This is a genomic window from Humisphaera borealis (assembly GCF_015169395.1).
Classification (GTDB): Bacteria; Planctomycetota; Phycisphaerae; order Tepidisphaerales; family Tepidisphaeraceae; genus Humisphaera; species Humisphaera borealis.
The window spans coordinates 5,699,442-5,719,888 of record NZ_CP063458.1; the positions used below are offsets into that span (position 1 = coordinate 5,699,442).

14 protein-coding genes and 1 tRNA gene are annotated in these 20,447 nt (G+C 62.0%); 6 read left to right on the forward strand and 9 right to left on the reverse strand.

The features are described 5' to 3' along the window. Positions 1–62: 62 nt before the first annotated feature. From IPV69_RS21390 to IPV69_RS21405, 4 genes are all read right to left on the reverse strand, one after another. Complete coding sequence (locus tag IPV69_RS21390; protein WP_206291759.1) at positions 63–1,676, reverse strand: ArsB/NhaD family transporter; 1,614 nt, start codon at positions 1,674–1,676, stop codon at positions 63–65. 294 nt (positions 1,677–1,970) lie between these two features. After that, positions 1,971–3,710, reverse strand: a complete 1,740-nt coding sequence (locus tag IPV69_RS21395) for an ammonium transporter (RefSeq protein WP_206291760.1) — start codon at positions 3,708–3,710, stop codon at positions 1,971–1,973. Positions 3,711–3,921: 211 nt separating this feature from the next. After that, complete coding sequence (locus IPV69_RS21400; protein WP_206291761.1) at positions 3,922–4,140, reverse strand: hypothetical protein; 219 nt, start codon at positions 4,138–4,140, stop codon at positions 3,922–3,924. Between the two features lie 422 nt (positions 4,141–4,562). Beyond that, positions 4,563–6,035, reverse strand: a complete 1,473-nt coding sequence (locus tag IPV69_RS21405) for an ammonium transporter (protein ID WP_206291762.1) — start codon at positions 6,033–6,035, stop codon at positions 4,563–4,565. Positions 6,036–6,483: 448 nt separating this feature from the next. Between IPV69_RS21405 and IPV69_RS21410 the strand changes: the two genes are divergently transcribed. Then, on the forward strand, positions 6,484–6,723 hold the full coding sequence (locus IPV69_RS21410) for a hypothetical protein (protein ID WP_206291763.1): 240 nt from the start codon (positions 6,484–6,486) through the stop codon (positions 6,721–6,723). Positions 6,724–6,933: 210 nt separating this feature from the next. On the opposite strand, the gene IPV69_RS21415 is transcribed toward IPV69_RS21410, so the two are convergent. After that, entirely contained in the window at positions 6,934–8,325 is a 1,392-nt protein-coding gene (locus tag IPV69_RS21415) for an ammonium transporter (protein WP_206291764.1), read from the reverse strand. Positions 8,326–9,308: 983 nt separating this feature from the next. Here IPV69_RS21415 and lepA point away from each other — a divergent pair. Then, on the forward strand, positions 9,309–11,111 hold the full coding sequence (gene lepA / locus IPV69_RS21420) for a translation elongation factor 4 (protein ID WP_206291765.1): 1,803 nt from the start codon (positions 9,309–9,311) through the stop codon (positions 11,109–11,111). A 118-nt stretch (positions 11,112–11,229) separates the two neighbouring features. After that, positions 11,230–12,456, forward strand: a complete 1,227-nt coding sequence (locus IPV69_RS21425; RefSeq protein WP_206291766.1) for a threonine synthase — start codon at positions 11,230–11,232, stop codon at positions 12,454–12,456. A 100-nt stretch (positions 12,457–12,556) separates the two neighbouring features. On the opposite strand, the gene IPV69_RS21430 is transcribed toward IPV69_RS21425, so the two are convergent. The 3 genes from IPV69_RS21430 to IPV69_RS21440 form a co-directional block, all read right to left on the reverse strand. Further along, on the reverse strand, positions 12,557–13,717 hold the full coding sequence (locus IPV69_RS21430) for a L,D-transpeptidase family protein (RefSeq protein WP_206291767.1): 1,161 nt from the start codon (positions 13,715–13,717) through the stop codon (positions 12,557–12,559). Positions 13,718–13,804: 87 nt separating this feature from the next. Next, complete coding sequence (locus IPV69_RS21435) at positions 13,805–14,410, reverse strand: 5-formyltetrahydrofolate cyclo-ligase (RefSeq protein ID WP_206291768.1); 606 nt, start codon at positions 14,408–14,410, stop codon at positions 13,805–13,807. A gap of 146 nt (positions 14,411–14,556) precedes the next feature. Continuing rightward, the gene (locus IPV69_RS21440; protein ID WP_206291769.1) at positions 14,557–15,972 is read right to left on the reverse strand and encodes a replication-associated recombination protein A; all 1,416 of its coding nucleotides are present in this window, start codon (positions 15,970–15,972) and stop codon (positions 14,557–14,559) included. Positions 15,973–16,068: 96 nt separating this feature from the next. Between IPV69_RS21440 and IPV69_RS21445 the strand changes: the two genes are divergently transcribed. Then, entirely contained in the window at positions 16,069–16,947 is an 879-nt protein-coding gene (locus IPV69_RS21445; protein ID WP_206291770.1) for a LysR family transcriptional regulator, read from the forward strand. Between the two features lie 99 nt (positions 16,948–17,046). Here the strand turns inward: IPV69_RS21445 and IPV69_RS21450 are convergent. Next, a tRNA-Ala gene (locus IPV69_RS21450) sits at positions 17,047–17,119 on the reverse strand. A 153-nt stretch (positions 17,120–17,272) separates the two neighbouring features. Between IPV69_RS21450 and IPV69_RS21455 the strand changes: the two genes are divergently transcribed. Then, complete coding sequence (locus IPV69_RS21455; protein WP_206291771.1) at positions 17,273–18,754, forward strand: isochorismatase family protein; 1,482 nt, start codon at positions 17,273–17,275, stop codon at positions 18,752–18,754. Between the two features lie 164 nt (positions 18,755–18,918). Beyond that, on the forward strand, positions 18,919–20,436 hold the full coding sequence (locus IPV69_RS21460) for a UxaA family hydrolase (protein WP_241179940.1): 1,518 nt from the start codon (positions 18,919–18,921) through the stop codon (positions 20,434–20,436). Positions 20,437–20,447 lie beyond the last annotated feature (11 nt).

The window sequence follows — 20,447 nt, forward strand, 5'->3', positions numbered from 1 at the left end:
TGCGGGCGAACACACGAACACGATTTCCAGACTCCGTCGTTCGCCTTTCAGCGAACTTGTCCTTAATGGCTGACACTCGGCCCGGACGTGGGCGGTGGAAGCAACGGTGTCGTGAACCAGTGCGTCTGCACGCCCAGAAGTACTGTCGCGATGGCCATCGAAACAATACTCACAATGAACCCGATCTTAAACCATTCCCCGAACCGGATGGTGCCGTGCCCGCGCTTCTCCAGCACGCCCACGGCAATAATGTTCGCGGTGCTCCCGATCACCGTCATATTGCCCATGAATGTACCACCAAACAGCATCATCCAGTAGATCGCTTCTGGATACCCGGTGGCACCGGGGTTGCCACTGGCCCAGCTCAGCCGTACGTCATGTACCACCGGCATGAAGGTCGCCACCGCCAGCACGTTGTCCAGGAACGCGCTCAACCAACCAGTCGCCCATCCGACAATATTGATCAGCAGGAGCTGGTTGCCACCAGTGCTCTCGATGAGCCTGTCGGCGATCACCTTCGTTACGCCCGTGTGCTGCAGGGTTCCGACCGACGCGAACAGCATCATGAAGAACGACAGGGTCCACCAGTCCACCCGGCGTTCGACAAGCTCACGGGCTTTCTCACGGCGGAGGAACAGCACAACCGAGCCCATCGCCAGCGACACACCGATCAACATGCTGCCTTCCTTGATGTGGAGCAGCTTCTCGGTCAGGCCGTGGGTCACGAGCCCCAGGATCGTCAATCCGAACACCAGCCAGGAGATCTGGAGCTGTCGCAATGCCTCCGGGTCGTGGTCGAACGAGGGTTCGACGTCCTCGGCAAATGCCTCGTCGTCAATGAACTCCTCAGGATCGACCGGACCTGACGCACTTCCGCCACCCGACATCGCCAGCGCACCGCCACCGGAGACGAGCGCCGCCGACGCCGCAAGGCGCGCGGCCTTTTTTGCCTGTAACGCCTCGTGCTCGGCTTGCACGGCGTCGGCGAACGCTTTGAACGCGTCGGCATACCACCAGCGGCAGATCAGATAGGTCGCGACATTCACCACCAAAGCAATCGGGGCGCTCCATCGGAGAAACTCAACAAACGAAAATCCGGCGTTCAGCGCGATCATCACACCGATCGGATTACCGATGCTGCTGGCCGCCGAACCAATATTCGTCGCGAACACGAGCATGATGATGAAAGGAGCCGGCTTAAGCTTGTACTTGGTGGTCAGGTGGAGCATCGTGCCGGTCATGAACAGGATGCTGGTGACTTCGTCCACCAGTGCGGCCGAAACGGTCGCCATGATCATCAGCACCAGCAGCAACGACTTTGGGCGCGGCCCCACCCGCGCGACGATCCAGGCCACGATGTGTTCGAAGAACTGGTTCTCCTCGAGATACCCGATGACCAGGAACATCCCGATGAGAAAGATGATCACCTTGAGATTTGCCGCTTCGGTGAACCCCTGCACGGTCACCAGATCCAGCCCAAGCAGCAGTGCGATGCCCGCGAATGCGAATGCGAGACGGAACTCCCCAAAGAGCAGCGTTCCATAAATGAAGCAGGAGAAGATCGCGACGCTCTGGATCTGCTGTGCGTTGAACTCCAGAAACCCTGTCTTGCTGCAGAGAAGCAAAACCAGGACGGTTCCAGCCAGCAACGCCCCGAACTGAATGACCTTCTTCATCAACCTACTCCACGCGGATTCCTGCAAGATTTCGATCGGGAGGCCGAACCACCATCATTTAGCGGACTGGCAACCCTCCGCTCACGCATTCGATGGGAAAGCTCTATTTCAGAAGCTGCAAGCCAGACCAAGGCACCCAGATTTTGGGCATTGATGCGCGCACAATCCTCATCTGCCGGTTCCTAGCACATCGCGTGCCGCGAAGCCGCGCGGCCGTGACCGGCAGAAGAAAAGGGCGCTCCGAACCTTTCGATTCGGAGCGCCCGATGCTGAGCTCGAAAACCGCACGAGGCGTCAGACGATCAGAACGCCCTTGCGAACGTCCGCGACCTGCTGAGGCGTGATGCTCTCGGGCAGAACCGGGGTGAGGAACTCGGGGTAGGCCACCGCACCCATCTCGGGAATGTCCATGCCGGCAATTTCGACTTCGGCAGAGACGCGGTTTCCAACAAGCTTACCGACGAGCCAGAAGGCGATGCCGCCGACGATGAAGTTCCAGGCGACGCAGACAACGACTTCGATGATCTGCGCGATGATCTGCTTGGAGTCACCATAGAGCAGGCCCGTCACGCCCTGACCGGCGACGCCCATGTATTCCTTCCAGCCGACGTTGTTCCAGCCGTTGCCATAGGTGCCGTCGGCGAAGATACCGACGCAGAGGACGCCGAACGCGCCGCAGACACCGTGGACGCTGCTGGCACCGACCGGGTCGTCGATGCGAATCTTGTCGAAGAAGTTGACCGACCAGATGACCAACACACCGGCAATGGCACCGATGACAAACGCGGCCCAGGGGGCGACGAAGGCACACGGGGCGGTGATTGCCACCAGGCCCGCGAGCATGCTGTTGCACATCATCGCCGGGTCAGGCTTACCCGTCGTGACCCACATGTAGATGATGCCGGTCACGGTCGCGGCCATACCCGCGATCATGGTGTTGACGGCGACCATGCCGATACGGCCGTCGGAGGCAGCCAGCGTGCTGCCGGCGTTGAAGCCGAACCAGCCGAACGCCAGGATGAACGTGCCGAGCTGCACCATCGGAATGTGGTGCGGCTTGACCGGGTTGACCTTGCCGTCGGCCGTGTATCGACCGATGCGGGGCCCGATGAGCAGCGAGGTGATGATGGCCAAAGCGCCACCCTGAAGATGCACGACGCCCGAGCCAGCGAAGTCGACCACGCCGTGGCCGAGTCCTGCGCGATACCCGAGCTGAGCCAGCCAGCCGCCACCCCAAACCCAGCAGGCAAAGACCGGGTAGATGAACGCGCCGATGATGATGCTGTAGATGCAGAATGCCTTGTAACTCCAGCGTTCGGCACAGGCACCGGTCACGATCGTGGCCGTGGTGTCCATGAATGCCATCATGTACAGGAACATGACGACCACGGCACCGTCATAAGCAGCGCCGGTGAGGCAGAAGCCCTTCATGCCGAAGAGGCCCCAGCCGCTGTCGCCGGCGACAGACGAGCCGACGGTGAACATGGAGTTCATCGTGGGAAGGCCGCCGAGCATGCCCGGGCCGCCGATCGCCGTGCCGTTCCAACCGCCGCACATGATCGCAAAGCCGCAGACGAAGAAGCCGAACATGCCCAGCGCGTACACCGCGAAGTTCATGCTCATCGTGTGGGCCGCGTTCTTGGCGCGGATCAGGCCCGTTTCGACCAGTGCGAAGCCGGCCTGCATGAAAATCACCAGGAAGCCGGAGATCAGCACCCAGACGAAGTTCATCGAGTAGTAGAGCTTGGCCGTGTGCTGGCCGAGTTCTTCAACGGTCGGCTTGTCGCCGGCCCAGGGCTTGAACGTGCCGCCGGAGTCGGCGTCAAGGTTCTTGTCGGCGCTGCCGGTGACCCAGCCGGTGAGATAGCTGTTGGGGTTGAGCAGAGGGTTGGTCGGACCGCCGTTAAAGCCGATGGGGTCTGGTGCAGCAACCACCGGGGCTGCTGCCGCGGCAGCGGCTGGCTCGGTCGACGGCTTGGTCGCGGGCTCGTCGGCGCCAAAAGCGCTCACCGATCCGGCCAGGACGGCGGCCAACAAGGTACAGGCACGAAGCCAGGGACTGAATCGCCCGATATCTCTCATACGCTCACCTGAATCTAGATAGACAAGAACCATCGCGCGGCTGAACCATCAACCGCGCCTGCGTTTGGCTAGTTTGTGAAGGACGAACGGGTCGTTTAGAACACAGGCCCGGAATCACCCGAGAGTCGGCTGTGCCCGGTGCCTTGCGGCACAATCATCTCAGTTAGAACCTTGGCTCGAGCGGAAGGCCCGACCGACGACGCTGAACATAGGCACGAAGCCGCACTGCCCAGACGGCACCAATCACGGCACTAAGCTGCATGACCAGGAAAAAGACCGAAGCGACAAAAATGGACTGACCGAAGAACAGGTAGATGCTCGCCGTCACGACGCCGATCATGATCTGCATTCCGGCGAACGTGTTACGGTAGTGTTCCCACATCGCGACCTCTGTAGTTAAGACTTCGCAGTCAGCATGCCAGGGCACCAACAACCAACACTGCCCTGCATCAACATTCCACTACGATTTGGCCGATGAGTGTCGGCCCGTCGCCAAGTCGTGGTGCTCCAGTAGCCTTGAGGCGGTAGAGTCCGACGCCACACAGCCACGGGAAACGCTTAACAAATACGATGCCGCGATTGAGCGGTGGAAAAATGGAAGTGAGTCGATTCTTGTCTCAGCAAAATCAATGCACGAGTTATAGGACCCGTGCACATTTATAGCGCAGGCGTCACTACCGAATCGGGTGATCGCCACCGAATGAGGCAGGTGAACAGCAATCCCGCAGTTGAAAAACGAAAAGGGCCGCGTGAAGAAGTTTCACGCGGCCCTATATGCCCTCAGCAGATCTCTTAGGGGAATTCTCAGGCCGTCGCCAGCGTTCCCTTGGCCGTTCCCGGAGCCAGCGTGTGGTCCTTTTCGCCGGCAGTGTCCAGGGCGAATCCCGGGTAACCTTCCATGCCGTGCTCACCCACGTCGAGGCCTTCGATTTCCTCGGTCGCACTGACGCGAACGCCGATCGTCACCTTCAGAATCACCCATGTGATCAGCGACGCGACCAGCACCGTCGCACCGACGGCGCCGATACCGATGAGCTGCGCGATCAGCTGCGTCGCGCCGCCACCGAAGAACAGGCCCGGCTTCACGTAGACGTCCGTGACCTGAAGCGGAATGATCTCGGGGTTGGCGAACAGTCCGACGCAAATCGTCCCGAAGACGCCGCACACCAGGTGAACGCTGAGCGCACCCACCGGATCGTCGAGCTTGAGCTTGTCAAAGAACAGCACGCTGAAGACGACCAGTCCGCCGGCGATGGTGCCGATGATGGCCGCACTGGCGACGCTGACCACGGCACAGGAGGCGGTAATCCCGACAAGACCGGCGAGACCGCCGTTGAGGATCATGCCGAAGTCGGGCTTGCCCAGGACCACCCACGCGACGATCGTCGCGGTGACGGCGCCGAACGCGGCAGCGGTGTTGGTGGTGACGGCAATGTGACCAATCATCAGATTCGCGGTCATGGTCGAACCGGGATTGAACCCGAACCAACCGAGCCACAGGATCAGGCAGCCGAGTGCCGCCAGGCCCATGTTGTGACCAGGAATCGTGTTGGCCTTGCCCTCGGCAGTGTACTTGCCGATACGCGGTCCGATGATGATGACACCCGCCAGTGCGGCCCAGCCACCGACGCTGTGTACCACAGTGGAACCCGCGAAATCGTGGAACGGCGCGGAGCTGAGATTGGCCAGCCAGCCATTGCCCCAGATCCAATGACCGGTGATCGGATAGATCAACGCGACCAGGACGAAGCTGAAGATCATGAACGCGTTGAACTTCGTCCGTTCAGCAACGGCACCCGACACGATGGTCGCGGCGGTACCTGCGAATACGAGCTGGAAGAAGAACTTCACGCCTTCAGGAACATTGGTCCAGGACAATGCCGGATAGTTCGCGCCATCGCCGGTCAGACCGGGGAACATCGGGGCCCAGCCGAGGAACCCGGCGAATGCCGCGCCGCCGCCGTCCGGCGTCTTGCCGCCGATGACGCTCGCGCCGAACATCATGCCGAAGCCGGCCACCCAGAACGCGATCGAGCTGACCGCGAACACGATGAAGTTCTTGGCCAGGATGTGGACCGAGTTCTTCCTGCGGCACAGGCCCGCTTCGAGCGTCGCGAAGCCGGCGTTCATCCAGAACACGAGCATGCCGCAGATCAGCGTCCAGACCGTGTTGGCGACCTGCTGCAGGTCCGCCGACTTCTTGATCGCGTCATCGATCGTTGGGGGGCCGCGGGGGGAGTCTGCCCGTACGCAGAATCCGGCGTCAGCGCCATACATGCCACCAGAATCACGCCGGCCCAGGCAGCCAGCCGTGCAAACTTCCTCATAGTCAGTCTCCGAAAACGTGGTGTTACTGCTGATCACCGGCCATGCGGTGTCTCAAGAAAGAATCACGATTGAGCCAGTCGGCGGCAGCCCGTCAGGAAGTCTGCAAACCGCTGAATGTCTTTCCCGGGTGACGCGGATAGAGATGCCTGATAAGGTCGGCCTCCGGCTGACTCGTGCAGGGGACGTAACAAATCCGATGCCGCGTCCGACAAAACCCCCTAGGATGGCACTTCAAAACCCCTACTGCGATTTTGCAACTTCCACTAAGGCATTCCCCGCTGCGTAGAAAACGCGCAAAGGAATATAACGGCATCATGAATTGCCGAGCGATCATGCAACCAGCAGGGCCGTGCACCCCCGGGTTTTCCGTAGGTCGATCGGGTAGGATCTCCCCATCATGCCGAAGACACCCGCCAACCCGCCGATGACCACCTGGGAGCTCTACAAGAAGTCCCTTCCGCGGACCCAGATCTCAATCCTTGCAGTCACGCTGCTGCTTTACGTGGTCCTGCGTCCCGAGGTCCATGTACTGATAGCCGTGTACGTGCTGCTCCAGATCTTCGGCTATCTGGGCGTCTGGTGGGGCCTGCGGACGGCCAGGCGGATCGGGGAAACGGAAGACAAGCCGTCGCTTTAAAGCAGCCGGCCGTGCGGGGCTCGGCCGCGACAGGGGGATCACGCTAGGGGGTCGCAATACGCGGGTCGCAACGCGGGGGATCGCATTAGGCGGGGGGTTACAACAATCATCCGCGATGGCATCAAAAAACCCGCCTTCGGATTCAGCCGAGGCTGAAGTTCCGAAGGCGGGTTAGTTCGCATTGCGGGGGAGCCAGTGATCCAGGAGACCTTAGACGATCAGGTCTTCGTCCAGGTGGTAGCCCTTCTCGCCATGGAGTGCCAGGTCGAGGCCGGTCTGTTCGTCGTCGACCGACACGCGCATTCCGATCGTCTTGTGGATGATCGTTGCGATCACGTAGGTCATAACGAACGCGAACACGGTCGCGATGCCCAGCCCGACCGCCTGCTTGATGAACTGGGTCATGCCGCCGGGAGCCTTGTCGTCGATGAGGGGGCGGATGGCGAAGATGCCGACCAGAAGTGCGCCGGCCGCACCGCCGACGCCGTGGACGCCGAACGCGTCCAGCGAGTCGTCGTAATTGAAGATCTTCTTGAGCTGCGTGCCGCCGTAGCAGACCACGCCGCCGATGAGTCCGATAACCATCGCGCCGCCGGGGTTGACGTGACCGGCACAAGGCGTGATGACGACGAGGCCCGCGACCATGCCGCTGGCAAAGCCCAGGATGGTGGGCTTACCCACGTGCCACCACTCGACAAACATCCACACGGTGGCTGCGGCGGCGGCGGCGACCTGCGTCGCGGTGAACGCCATCGCACTGATGCCCATGAAATCCTTCAGTTCGCTGCCGGGGATTGCGATGGTGGAACCGGCGTTGAACCCGAACCAGCCGAACCAGAGCAAGCCGGCACCGATGAGCGTCAGGCCGAGCGAGTGGGGCGGCATCGGTATTTTGCCGTATCCCACACGCGGACCGATCACGAGACAGAGTGCGAGCGAACTGACGCCGGCCAGCACGTGAACGACCGTGCCGCCTGCAAAGTCAAACACGCCGTAAGTCCAGAGGGCGCCCTGAACGTTCCAGACGCAGTAAGCGACCGGGCAGTAGACGATCGTCGACCAGATCAGCATGAACAGGATGAAGGGGCCGAAACGAATGCGTTCGGCGACGGCACCGACGATCAGGGCCGGGGTGATGATGGCAAACTTGCCCTGGAACATGACGAATGCCAGTTCCGGAACGCCGGTCGGAACCGCGTTGGTCGCGTCGCCGGACATCGCCAGGCGATACATCTGACCCGGTTCGCTGAAGACCCGGAGCATGACCAGCCCGGGATCGAACCCGAGGATGTTGAATCCGCCGATCGACAGGATGGGAGCGTTGGCGGGGAAGGCGATCGCGTAGCCAATGAAGATCCAGTGCATGCCGATGACGCCGATCGCGACCATGCAGCAGAGGAACATGTTGAGCACGTTCTTGGCGCGTACCATGCCGCCATAGAACAATGCCAGCCCCGGCACCATCAGGAGGACCAGCGCGCTGCTCATGAGCATCCAGGCAGTGACGCCATTATCAATTGCCGGCGCCGGTGCCGTTGCGGGGGCGGGGGCCGTTTCGGCCCAGGCCTGACCCACGGGCAGGACCAGAAGTGCCAGGATCACAAGCAACGGCCATTTCGGCCACACTCTACGCTCTGTCTGCAGCAAGGGACCTCCTTCAAGGAAATCGGTAAAACGGGACGATGCCATCCGGCCAGGCTCCCCAGGCAGGAATGACTGCTCCGAAGGGTTTATCAACTCAAGCGTCTCAACAACTCGCGCTTCGTCGATCACAGCGGGAACGGCCAGCGGTATGCAACCCGCGTTCCAAGCTCTTCGATGCACTGGACTTGATGCCCAGAAAGGCGGCAATAAAGCCGAACTCCATCCCCGCCCATGATCGACAACTGCGCGACGCGTCCGAGGAGAGCCACATTTATGCGCAGGCAAACGGTTCTCCTCGTCACGATTTAGAGAGGCAAGATAGCGGGCGCCGAATCCTCGTCAAATGAGCGGCCCCTTTTCGATCTGCCGAGGCTCACACAGAGATGCTAATTACAGAATCTTGCTGGCAGTTCGCCTCGGCGGTTATTCTGATCGCAGCAGAAGGAAGAAGAATCGCTTGCAATATCGAGAAATCCTAATAAAATACGAACATATAGGCACTGGTGCGTCTGCTACCCGCTTCGGCCTACGGGACTCGAGGACGGCCGATGAAAGCTGCGACCAATGAATGTCGCGTGGACTCGGTTCTCCCCGCCATGCCGAGGGTGGCATCTCCGACGATTGCCTGCAGCGGAGGATTCGTCGACGTGACAACTCGCCCAGGATCTGCATGGCGCGGAAACATCGAATTTCCCAAATCAAACCCATTGTCAACCGGTTGAATGCCGCTTTGGGTGTCGTGGCGAGGGTCGGTGACGGCGGGGCGTTTGGCTTTGGGTCGCCGCGTATCTGCTGGAAGATCGGTTCGCACGACCTATTGTGGTCGCCGTGCCGATCGATGCCGATGCGCGCGATCCCTCAATCCATTTGTGGCTAAACCCCGCGGGGCGTAGAATCGGCGGACTCGCGACCACTCAGCCCCGTTCATTGGCCATAAGTACATGCAGATCCGCAACTTCTCGATTATCGCCCATATCGACCATGGTAAGAGCACCCTCTCCGATCGGCTGCTCATGCGCGCCGGCGCGATTACCGAGCGTGAGTTTCAGAACCAGATTCTGGACGACATGGACCTGGAACGGGAGCGGGGCATCACGATCAAGGCGTCGGCCGTGACCGTCTTCCACGACCACACCTATCCCGACGGCCGTACCGAGCGGTTCATGCTGAACTTCATCGATACGCCCGGCCACGTGGACTTCCACTACGAGGTGCAGAAGGCGCTCCAGGCGTGTGAAGGCGCGATCCTGGTGGTCGACTCGACGCAAGGCGTTCAGGCGCAGACCGTCGCCAATGCCTACGCCGCGGTCGAAGTGGGCCTCGAGATCGTTCCGGTCATTAACAAGATCGACCTGCCGAGTGCCGACCCGGTGCGCGTCGCCGAGGAAATTGAACAGGTGCTGGGCTTCCCCGCCGAGGACGCGATTCTCGTGTCGGCCAAGACCGGGCAGGGGATCGACGAACTGATCACCGCGCTGTGCGACAAGCTTCCGCCACCCACCGGTAAGCCCGAGCTGCCCACCCGCGCCCTGATCTTCGACAGCATCTACGACGACTACCGCGGCGTGATCACCTACGTTCGCGTCATCGACGGCGAGCTGCGCAAGGGCATGAAGATCCGCTTCATGGGTACCAACAAGCTGTACCAGATCACCGATCTGGGCAAACTCATGCCCCGGCCGAAGCAGGTCGAAGTGATCGGGACCGGCGAGGTAGGGTTCATCGTCGCGGCGATCAAGGACCTGCACGATGTTCGCGTCGGCGACACCATCACCGACGCCGGCAACCCCGCGCCCGCCGCACTTCCCGGCTACAAGCCGAGCCAGCAGATGGTGTACTGCGACTTCTACCCGTCCGGCAAAACGCAGTACGACGAACTGCGCGACGCGATGGACCGCCTGAGCCTCAACGACAGTTCGTTCAGCTTCGAACCTGAAAGCAACGACGCGCTGGGGTTCGGCTTCCGCTGCGGGTTTCTCGGCCTGCTGCACATGGAAATCATCCAGGAACGGCTGGAGCGCGAGTTCAACATCGAAATGATCCAGACCGCCCCGACGGTCACCTACGAGATCAAGAAGACCGACGGCACCGTCTTCCGCATCGATTCGCCGAGCCAGCTCCCCGACCCGAACCACGTGGAAGAAATCCGCGAGCCGTTCATCGAAATGAACCTGATCCTGCCCGGCGACTGCGTCGGCAACCTGATGAAGCTCTGCGAAGACCGGCGCGGCATCTACAAGAAGACCGAGTACATCGGTGCGACGCGCGTGATGTTGCAATACGAGCTGCCGCTGGCGGAAGTCATCTACGATTTCTATGACCGTCTGAAGAGCGCCACCAAGGGCTACGGCACGATGGACTTCGACCTGATCGGTTTCCGCTCGGGGAACCTGGTGAAGCTCGACATCCTTGTGAACGGCGACAAGGTCGACGCGCTGAGCGTAATCGTCCACCGCGACCACGCCGAGAAGCGCGGCCGAGGCCTGCTGGTCCGCCTGAAAGAAGAGATCGACCGCCACCTGTTCGAAATCCCGCTGCAGGCGGCGATCGGCGGCAAGATCATCGCCCGCGAGACGATCAAGAGCGTCGGCAAGAACGTGACCGCCAAGTGCTACGGCGGCGACGTAACGCGTAAGCGCAAGCTGCTCGAGAAACAGAAGGAAGGCAAGAAGCGCATGAAGCGCGTCGGCAGCGTGGACATCCCGCAGCAGGCGTTCATGGCGATCCTGGAGAGTGGGGATTGAGGTTCTCCGTGCGTCGGTTCTTTGCGATGCCAACGGTATTGCCGGTCGTGTCTCGCGCCGTATGACCGCCCCTGCGCCGATTCGATCAGGCCGGCATGGCTACAAGCGGTCGATCACGATGCCACATTTCGTCACCCATCTCGAAGGCGCGATCGACGGCGCTCGACTCGATCCGAACGTCGCACACACGCTGCACAAGGATCGGCCCATCTGGGTGCGCTACGATCTCGACGCCGTCCGCCGTGCCGTGACCCCGGCCGATCTGCAGTCGCGGCCGCCGACGCTTTGGCGTTATCGGGAGCTGCTGCCGCCGAAGGACGACGCATCAATTGTGTCGCTCGGCGAAGGAATGACGACGATCCTCCGCTGCCCGCGATTGGGGCAGGCGATCGGGCTCGACAACCTTTGGATCAAGGACGAGAGCCAGCTTCCGACCGGCAGCTTCAAGAGCCGCGGGCAGACGGTGGCGATCTCGATGTGCAAGCAGTTCGGCGTGAAGCGGGTGGCGATCCCGACGGCCGGCAATGCCGGCGGCGCGATGGCCGCCTACGCCGCCCGCGCGGGGATGGAGGCCTACGTCTTCATGCCGGCCGATACGCCAGTGATCAACCAGTTCGAAGCGGCGTTGTGCGGCGCGAAAGTGTTTTTGGTCGACGGTCTGATCAACGACTGCGGCAAGATCGTCCGCGCGGGAACGGCGGCGATGCAGTGGTTCGACATCTCGACGCTGAAGGAGCCGTACCGCATCGAGGGGAAGAAGACGATGGGCCTGGAACTGGCCGAGCAATCCGGCTGGACACTGCCCGATGTCATCCTCTACCCGACCGGCGGCGGGACAGGCCTGGTCGGCATGTGGAAGGCGTTCGCGGAGCTGCGCGAGCTCGGCTGGCTGAAGTCCGACAAGCTGCCGCGCATGGTGTCTGTGCAATCCGACGGCTGCGCGCCGATCGTGCGAGCCTTTGAATCCGGCAGCCGATTCGCCAACCTGTTCCCCAACGCCAAAACCATCGCCAGTGGGCTGCGGGTGCCGGTCGCCGTCGGCGACTTCATAATCCTGGACGCGATCCGCGAGAGCGGCGGGACGGCGATCGCGGTCGAAGACGGGAAGATTACCGAGTGGATGCAATTGGCGTGCGGCGCCGAAGGCATTGCCGTCTGCCCCGAATCGGCGGCGTGCGTGGGGGCGGCGATCAAACTAAAGGAGAGCGGCTGGATTCGGCCGGATGAGAAGGTGCTGCTGTTCAACTGCGGCGCGGCGCAGAAGTATCCGCACACGCTCAAGCTCGACCTACCGCGGATCGCCGACCCGGCGAAGGTGGATTGGGATTGGGTAAGTCGGGCGTAGATTTGTGGCATGGGCATGTACTCATGCCCGTGTCTTGGACGGTTGGCTCGCGAGGCGGTGGACACGGGCATGAGTACATGCCCATGCCACAAAGACCGCGTTACTCCCGCACCAGCACCCGGCTCTTGCCGTCGCTCATCATGTCGTAGACGAGCTGGACGTCTTCGACTTTCAGCCGGACGCAGCCCATCGACGCCTGCTTGCCGATGCTGTCGGGCTCGATCGTGCCGTGGATGCCGTAGCTGGTCTTGCCGACGGCGTTGCCCTCTTCGCCCTTGAGCGCGATCCAGTAGCCGCCAAGCGGGTTCTTGGGGTCGTAGCCTTCGTAATGTTCGCCGGAGCGCGGGTTGGTCCAGGCGGGGTTCTTCATCTTGCCGCCGGGGACGACGGTCCAGAGCCCCGTGGGCGTCGAGTCGTCCTTGCCCAGGCCGACCGGCAGGCTGGTGACGTACAGCGCGCCCGGCTCGCCCGGCAGTCCGCCGAGGAACAGGTCCATCCGGTAGGCCTGCTTCCAGACGACGGCGTGGAAAGGCCCGAACGGCGTCTTGAGCTGCTGGCCGACACGGATGCGGCGGTCGGTCGTGTTGTTGATGCGGCAGATCAGCTCCCACGACACCGCGTGCTGCCGGGCGATCGCCCGCAGGCTGCCGCTGTTCTCGATCTTCGCCATCTGCGTGTAGGGATCGTTGGCGACCGGCGTGGGCGTGAACAGGAGTTGGTTGTTGGCGTTCGCCTGCAGGGCCCGGGCCTGATCGGCGGCGACACCCTTGAACTGCTCGTTGCAGATGCCGTCGTTCAGCAGGGCGCGGACGCCTACAAAGTCGCCGGCATCCAGGCGAGCCTTGGCGTCGAGGATCACCTTGTCGGCGTTGGCGATCGGAGCCGATGGGGCCGGCGGCACGTAAGCCTTGCCCGGTTGCGGCGGGGGAGTGACCTTCGCCGCCGCGGCCTTGCCGGCATCGGCCTTGGCAGCGTCCGTCTTGGCCGGCACCTTGGCATTGACGGGTTTCAGCGGCGGGAGTGCGGAGCCCGAATCTTTCGGAGCCGTGGGCTGGACCAATTGGCCCGTCTGGCCCGTGACGATCGAGGCGCTCCCCGAACCGCCGGGTGACACAGGAGCGACATTGGCACCATCGGTCGCGCCGGCAGGCTTGGTTTTCTGAAGGTAGACAAAAGCCCCCGCCAGAAGAACGGCGAGCAGAACAACGGCGGAAGCCCGGCTGACCTTGGTCCAGAACCGGCGAGATGAAATGAACGGCACGAGAACCTCCATGTTCTCTGTTTTAGTCGCCGAGGCACGATCCGCATTCCCGGGCAAAATTGCCCAGCGAGGCAGAAAACGGCACGATCAGCGACTACTGATCAGGTTGGAAGAGAATCGGCTGATCCCACGATCCGTGACGAGCATACTAAGCGGCATGTCATGGTCAAGGACGGGAATCTCCGGAACCACCTGGTCGGAGAACGCCAACCCGCACGGAATGCCCACAAACTCTGGCTGGGCGAGAAACCGGTCATAGAAACCCATGCCCCGTCCGATGCGGTATCCCTGCTCACTGAATCCCAGTCCCGGGACAACCACCAGATCGATCAGATCGGTCGGGATGGGCTTGCCAGCCGTCGCGTCGGGCTCGCGAATCCCATGGCCTGTCGTCGTCATCCCGGTTTGTAGCGACGAAATCTCCACCGGCAGGATTCGCCGCTGGTCCCAGCTGACGCGCGGCACGACGACCGTTTTTCCGGACTGCCAACATTTCAGCGCCAGGGAAGCAATATCGACTTCGAGCGTCGTGCTCATGTAGAGCATGACGGTTGATGCCGCGGCGAACTCAGGCGTCGTCGCCAACAGCGAACAGGCCGCGATGCTCTTGGCATGGCGGTCGGCATCGGTCATGCCGGCAAGGATGTCGCGCAGTTTGCGGCGAATCGCTGGCTTGTTGGTTCCATCGTTCATAACACACAACCCTCGAACAACTGTAGTAAGACGAACCCCGACAATCCACGCCCACTAACACCAAGCCCGTTCCTCGTGCACCCGTTGAGCCCATTTCCCCGACGCTCCGACACCTTCTACGCTCCCCGGGGCGTATCCGTTTGAGCCTACTTCATTCTATCGGATCCCTCATTCGCATTCTCGCCCGCCTTTGGCTGGTTCCAAAGCCAGTCGAGCCGTCTGCCGATCTCCTTCTCAAATCCCTGGTCGCTCGGCACATAATATGTCTTATCGACACCCAAATAGTCCTGCGCCACAAATGCCCCGGGTTGGTCGTGGGCATATTGATAGCCGGCACCATTCCCGAGTCTTGCCGCACCGGCGTAAGTCCCGTCCCGAAGATGCTTTGGAACGGGAATGGTGCGGCCGTTGCGGACATCGTCCACCGCCGCATTGATCGCCGCATAGGAGCGGTTCGATTTGGGTGCGGCCGACATGTAAACGACTGCCTGCGCCAGTGTAATGCGGGCTTCGGGCATGCCAATGCGCTCGACGATGTCATAACACGCAGCCGCGATGCTGATCGCTCGCGGGTCGGCGTTGCCGACGTCCTCGCTTGCCAGGATCGCAATCCGTCGGGCGATGAAGCGAGGGTCTTCCCCGGCCTCTAACATTCTCGCGAGCCAATAGATCGCCGCATCGGGATCGGAGCCGCGCATCGATTTGATCAGTGCGCTTGCGGCATCGTAATGCTCGTCGCCGGTGCCGTCGTACACGATCGCCTTCTGCTGGATCGACTGCTCGGCGACGTCGAGGGAAATTGTGAGCGTGGGGACGGACCCACGAAGGGTAGACGGCTCCTTACCCTCGGCGCTTTCGTGCTGGTGTGCCTTCGTGCCTTCCTCCATCAAGCTCAGGACCGCCACTTCCAGCGCCATCAGCGCCCGGCGGGCGTCGCCGTCGCAGATTTTCGCCCAGTGATCGACGGCCTCGTCCGTTAGTTCGATCGGCAGCTTGCCAAAGCCTCGCTCTTTGTCCGTCGCCGCCCGGCGAATGAGTTGCCGGATATCGTCCTCGGCGATCGGAGCGAACTGAAACACCTGGCTGCGAGAGATCAGCGGCGAATTGACGGAGAAAAACGGGTTCTCCGTCGTCGCCCCGACCAGGATAATGTGACCCGCCTCGACATCCGGCAGCAGGATGTCCTGCTGCGACCGATTGAACCGGTGAATCTCGTCGAGAAACAGCACTGTACGGCGACCATTGTGACCGAGGCGGTCGCGCGCCCCATCCAGAATCGCCCGAACCTCTTTCACTCCCACGGCGGCGGCGTTGACCTGCTCGAAGTGACAGTTCGTGTACTGCGCCACCAGCGACGCGAGCGTGGTTTTCCCGGTGCCCGGCGGCCCGTAGAAGATGACACTGGTCAATCGGTCGGCCTCGAGCATGCGCCTCAGCAGCTTGCCGGGCGCCAGAAAGTGCTGCTGACCGACGAACTCGTCGAGCGACCGCGGGCGCATCCGCACCGCCAGCGGGGCCACGCGGTCGAGATTCTTCTGGCGTACATCGGCGAAGAGGTCCATTCGCGGATTATAGCCCGGCGACCTGCGGTGTTGGGGCCGACACCCTCGCCGCCATTGACAATCGCTCTGCAATCTGAGAATCCATAGTCCACAGCTATGGAAATTAACCAACTCGTTTATCTGGTCGCGATCGCCGAAGAGGCCAGTTTCTCTCGCGCCGCCGAGCGATTGGGCGTCGCCCAGCCGTCGATCAGCCAGCAGGTGAAGAAGCTGGAGGACGAACTGGGTACCCCGTTGCTCGACCGCCTGCCCCGACGCGTCGTTCCGACGGCGGCAGGGGAAAAGCTGCTGGAACACGCCCGGCGGATACTCGCCGAACTGTCCGACGCCCGCCGAAGGCTGTCAGACTCGGCCACCACAGTGTCGGGTTCGCTCAAGATCGGCGCGATTCCCACCATCGCGCCCTACCTGCTTCCCGATGTCCTCAAGCACTTCGCCAGCAAACACCCCCATGTGCATGTCGATGTCGTTGAGGATGTGACCGCCCGCCTGGCTTCGCTCGCCGAGCAGGGGGAACTCGACCTGGCGATCCTTTCCACGCTCGAAGGGGGCCCCACGTTGCACGTCGAGACCATTGGCCACGAGGCGCTGCACCTCCTGCTGCCCAAAGCCCACCGTCTGGCCAAACGAAAAAGCGTTCCCTGGTCGGACCTGACCGAAGAGCGGTTCCTGGTGCTGCACGAAATGCACTGCCTCTCGGGACAGGTGGCGCACGTCTGCCAGCGGCGCAAGGTCCGGCCGAACGTGGTGATGCGGGGTGCACAACTGAGCACCATCGCGGAAATGGTGTCGGCCGGGATCGGCGTAAGCGTGGTGCCGGCGATGATGGCCGACCACGACAAAAACCCCGGGCGATTGACCCTGCCATTTGCCGGCGAAGCACCCACGCGGGAAATTTGCCTGGCCTGGAGCCTGCTCCGTTACCGAACCCAGGCAGCTAGGGCGATGGAACAGACGATTCGGCAGCGGCTATGAAGTTCGGATCGACGGGCGGTTGTCACCGATCGGCCCATCGTCGCAAGGCCCTCTTACGCAAAAACCCTCGCCCGAGAGGACGAGGGTTTTCTGTCACCATGGAGCGTACCGGGATCGAACCGGTAACCTCCGCGTTGCAAACGCGGCGCTCTCCCAATTGAGCTAACGCCCCTCCAGTCCGGGCATTCTAGGGTTTGCGACGAAACCTTCAACTGCCCGAAGACGCAGGATTGTCGGCACTCGGCAAGAAACTCAGCGCCGTGCCATCTTCCACTGTACTATCGACGCATTGGCGATACGCTCCGTTCGACACCTGGAGGATTCCATGGCTATCCGATCGCTTCTTTTGGCTTCACTGCTTCTGTGCACGACGGTCGCCGCGGCCAACCCGTCTTACCGTCTGGACCTTCGCACCCGTGCGCCGGTCGGCGGAGTTGGTGGCCTGATCGAGGTGGTCGAGAAGCCCGCCGAGTGGGCCCCGTCGGAAACAGCGCTGGTCATCTGCGACATGTGGGATACCCACTGGTGCAAGAGTGCATCGGAGCGAACCGCGCTGGTCGCACCACGGATCGACAAGCTGGCAAAGTCCATGCGAGCGAACGGGTCGCTGATCATCCATGCCCCCAGTGACACGATGAAGTTCTACGCCGAAGCTCCCGGCCGAAGACTCGCGATCGCCGCCCCGAAGGTCGAGCCGCCGAGCCCGCCCAACCGCACCGGCGGGCCTGCTCTCCCGATCGATGACAAAGACAACGGCTGCGACGACCTTCCCCAGTGCGTCATCCCCAACGGCAAGACGATTCCGTATCCGTGGAAGCGGCAGATCTCGACGATCGAAATCGCCGACACCGACCCCATCACCGACAACGGCCAGGAGGTCTACAACCTCCTCAAGCAGCGGGGCATCAAGCACCTTCTCGTGTGCGGCGTTCATACGAACATGTGCATCCTGCATCGATCGTTCGCGATCAAGCAGATGACGCGGTGGGGCATCGATTGCGCCCTGGTCCGCGACTGCACCGATGCGATGTACAACCCGCGTCGGGCACCGTTCGTCAGCCATGCCTGCGGTACGGGGATGGTCATTGAGTACATCGAGCAGTTCTGGTGTCCTTCGATCCTGAGCACACAGATCCTCGCCGACGCCAAGCCGACGAAAGTACTGCTCATCTCGGCCGAGCAGGAGTATGGTGCCAAGGAAACCCTGCCTGCCTTTGCAAAAGAAGTCCTCGAACCGCTCGGCTACGCAACCCAGCACATCAACAGCGACGACGTGAAGAGCATTGCCGGCCTGGACGCATTGAAAGACGCCGACGTGCTGGTGCTGTTCCTGCGTCGTCGCGAACTGCCCGAGGATCAGTTGGCGAAGTTCAAAGCCTGGTTCGAAGCCGGCAAGCCCGTGGTCGCGCTGCGAACGGCCTCGCATGGGTTCCAGACTTACCTGGAGTTCGACAAGCAGGTGCTCGGCGGAAGCTACACCAACCATTACGGCAAGGGCGGGATCACGAAGATCACGATCGACGAGAAGGCCAAGGACCACCCGATCCTGCGCGGCGTAAAGGGCCCCTTCGAATCGAACGGATCGCTGTACAAGGTCAATCCCCTGGGACCCAACACAACGCCGCTGCTGACGGGCACGTTCCAGGACAAGCCGCCGGAGCCGGTGGCCTGGACGAACACGTATAAAGGCGGCCGGATCTTTTACACCTCGCTCGGGCATGCCGACGACTTCAAGTTGCCGCAGTTCCGCACACTGCTGAGCAACGCCATCCAATGGGCCGCGGACAAGCCCGTGACCGTCAAGTAGGCGGGTCAAACTCGGCGCTCCCGAGAGACGTGGAGGACAGACATTCTTGTCTGTCACTCGGGACCAAGCGGCCGTTCGAGCGTCAGCCGACTTCTTTGATTCGTCGCAAGTCGAGGGCGGATCCGTGTTCGAAGACTCGGCTTGGTCCGCCTCGACTGACAAGAATGTCCGTCCCCAATGACATGCCCGATTTCCTCCGTATCCATCTTCGAGACAACGTCGCCGTCGCGCTGTCGGAATTGCCGCAGGGATCTGCAGTGCTCGGGATCGTCACCAACGCGGTGATTCCGCGCGGGCACAAGGTGGCGTTGAAGGATCTTGCAGCGGGCGAGCATGTCATCAAGTACGGCCACCCCATTGGCCGGGCCATGCGCCACATTGCCGCAGGCGAACTCGTTCATTCGCACAATCTGACGAGCGACCTCGCCGGCTCTGTCGGCAATGCAGACTTTAGCGCACCAATCACTTCGGCGATCAACAACCCGCCGGCGACGCCCCGTACCTTCGACGGCTTCCGCCGCCACGACGGCGGCGTCGGTATCCGCAACGAAGTCTGGATCATCAACACCGTCGCGTGTGTGAACCGCGCCAGCGAGCAGATTGCCCGCGCTGCCAACGCTCGCTACTGCAGCTACAAAACTTGCGACGGCGTCTTTTCCTTTACCCATCCGTTCGGCTGCGCCCAGCTTGGCGACGACCTGCTCTACACCCAGAAGGTCCTTGCCGGCCTGATTCGCCATCCCAATGCCGCCGCGGTGCTGATCCTCGGCCTTGGTTGCGAAAACAACCAGATGAAGCTGCTGCTGGAGCAGGTCGGCAGCGTCAACGCCGATCGGGTGAAGTACTTCAACGCGCAGGACGTCGCCGACGAGATCGAGTCCGGACTCGACATCGCCGCGAACCTGGTCGAATGGGCCTGTCAGTTCAAACGGGAGCCGATCGATGCGCGGGAGTTGATCGTCGGCCTCAAGTGTGGCGGCAGCGACGGGCTGAGCGGCATCACCGCCAACCCGCTGGTCGGCCGCGTCGCCGATCGACACTGTGCCCGGGGCGGAACGGCGTTGCTGACCGAAGTCCCGGAGATGTTCGGCGCCGAGCAGGTGCTGCTCGAGCGATGCAGCAGTCGACGAACGATCGACGACACGCTGACGATGGTCAACGGCTTCCGTGACTACTTTCGCCGCTACAACCAGCCGATCGACGAGAACCCGTCGCCGGGGAACAAGGACGGCGGCATCACCACGCTAGCCGAGAAATCGCTCGGCTGCGTGCAGAAGGCCGGGTCGTCACCGATCGTCGATGTGCTTCCCTACGGCATGCCTGCGAAACCGGGCCGCAGGGGCGTGGCGCTGGTGAACGCCCCCGGCAACGACGGCGTTTCCAGCACCGCAATGACCGTTGCCGGTGCCCACCTGCTGCTGTTCACCACCGGCCGGGGAACACCGCTGGGAATGCCGGTGCCGACGATCAAAGTCTCCAGTAACACCGCACTGCGCGATCGCAAGCCGAGCTGGATCGATTTTGACGCCGGTGCCATGCTCGCCGACGGCGCCTCGGCCGACGACCTGGCCGAGCAGCTCTACGATCTGTGCCTCGATGTCGCCAGCGGTAAACGCGAAGCACGGAACGAGATCAGCGGCAACCGCGAGATCGCGATCTGGAAAGACGGCGTCACGCTGTAGTCGGTCCACCC

Bases quoted from the DNA above. Each gene is read 5' to 3' on its own strand.
- IPV69_RS21390 (WP_206291759.1), bottom strand. From the start codon at position 1,676: ATGAAGAAGGTCATTCAGTTCGGGGCGTTGCTGGCTGGAACCGTCCTG.
- IPV69_RS21400 (WP_206291761.1), bottom strand. From the start codon at position 4,140: ATGTGGGAACACTACCGTAACACGTTCGCCGGAATGCAGATCATGATC.
- IPV69_RS21405 (WP_206291762.1), bottom strand. From the start codon at position 6,035: ATGTATGGCGCTGACGCCGGATTCTGCGTACGGGCAGACTCCCCCCGC.
- IPV69_RS21410 (WP_206291763.1), top strand. From the start codon at position 6,484: ATGCCGAAGACACCCGCCAACCCGCCGATGACCACCTGGGAGCTCTAC.
- lepA (WP_206291765.1), top strand. From the start codon at position 9,309: ATGCAGATCCGCAACTTCTCGATTATCGCCCATATCGACCATGGTAAG.
- IPV69_RS21425 (WP_206291766.1), top strand. From the start codon at position 11,230: ATGCCACATTTCGTCACCCATCTCGAAGGCGCGATCGACGGCGCTCGA.
- IPV69_RS21435 (WP_206291768.1), bottom strand. From the start codon at position 14,410: ATGAACGATGGAACCAACAAGCCAGCGATTCGCCGCAAACTGCGCGAC.
- IPV69_RS21440 (WP_206291769.1), bottom strand. From the start codon at position 15,972: ATGGACCTCTTCGCCGATGTACGCCAGAAGAATCTCGACCGCGTGGCC.
- IPV69_RS21445 (WP_206291770.1), top strand. From the start codon at position 16,069: ATGGAAATTAACCAACTCGTTTATCTGGTCGCGATCGCCGAAGAGGCC.
- IPV69_RS21455 (WP_206291771.1), top strand. From the start codon at position 17,273: ATGGCTATCCGATCGCTTCTTTTGGCTTCACTGCTTCTGTGCACGACG.
- IPV69_RS21460 (WP_241179940.1), top strand. From the start codon at position 18,919: ATGTCCGTCCCCAATGACATGCCCGATTTCCTCCGTATCCATCTTCGA.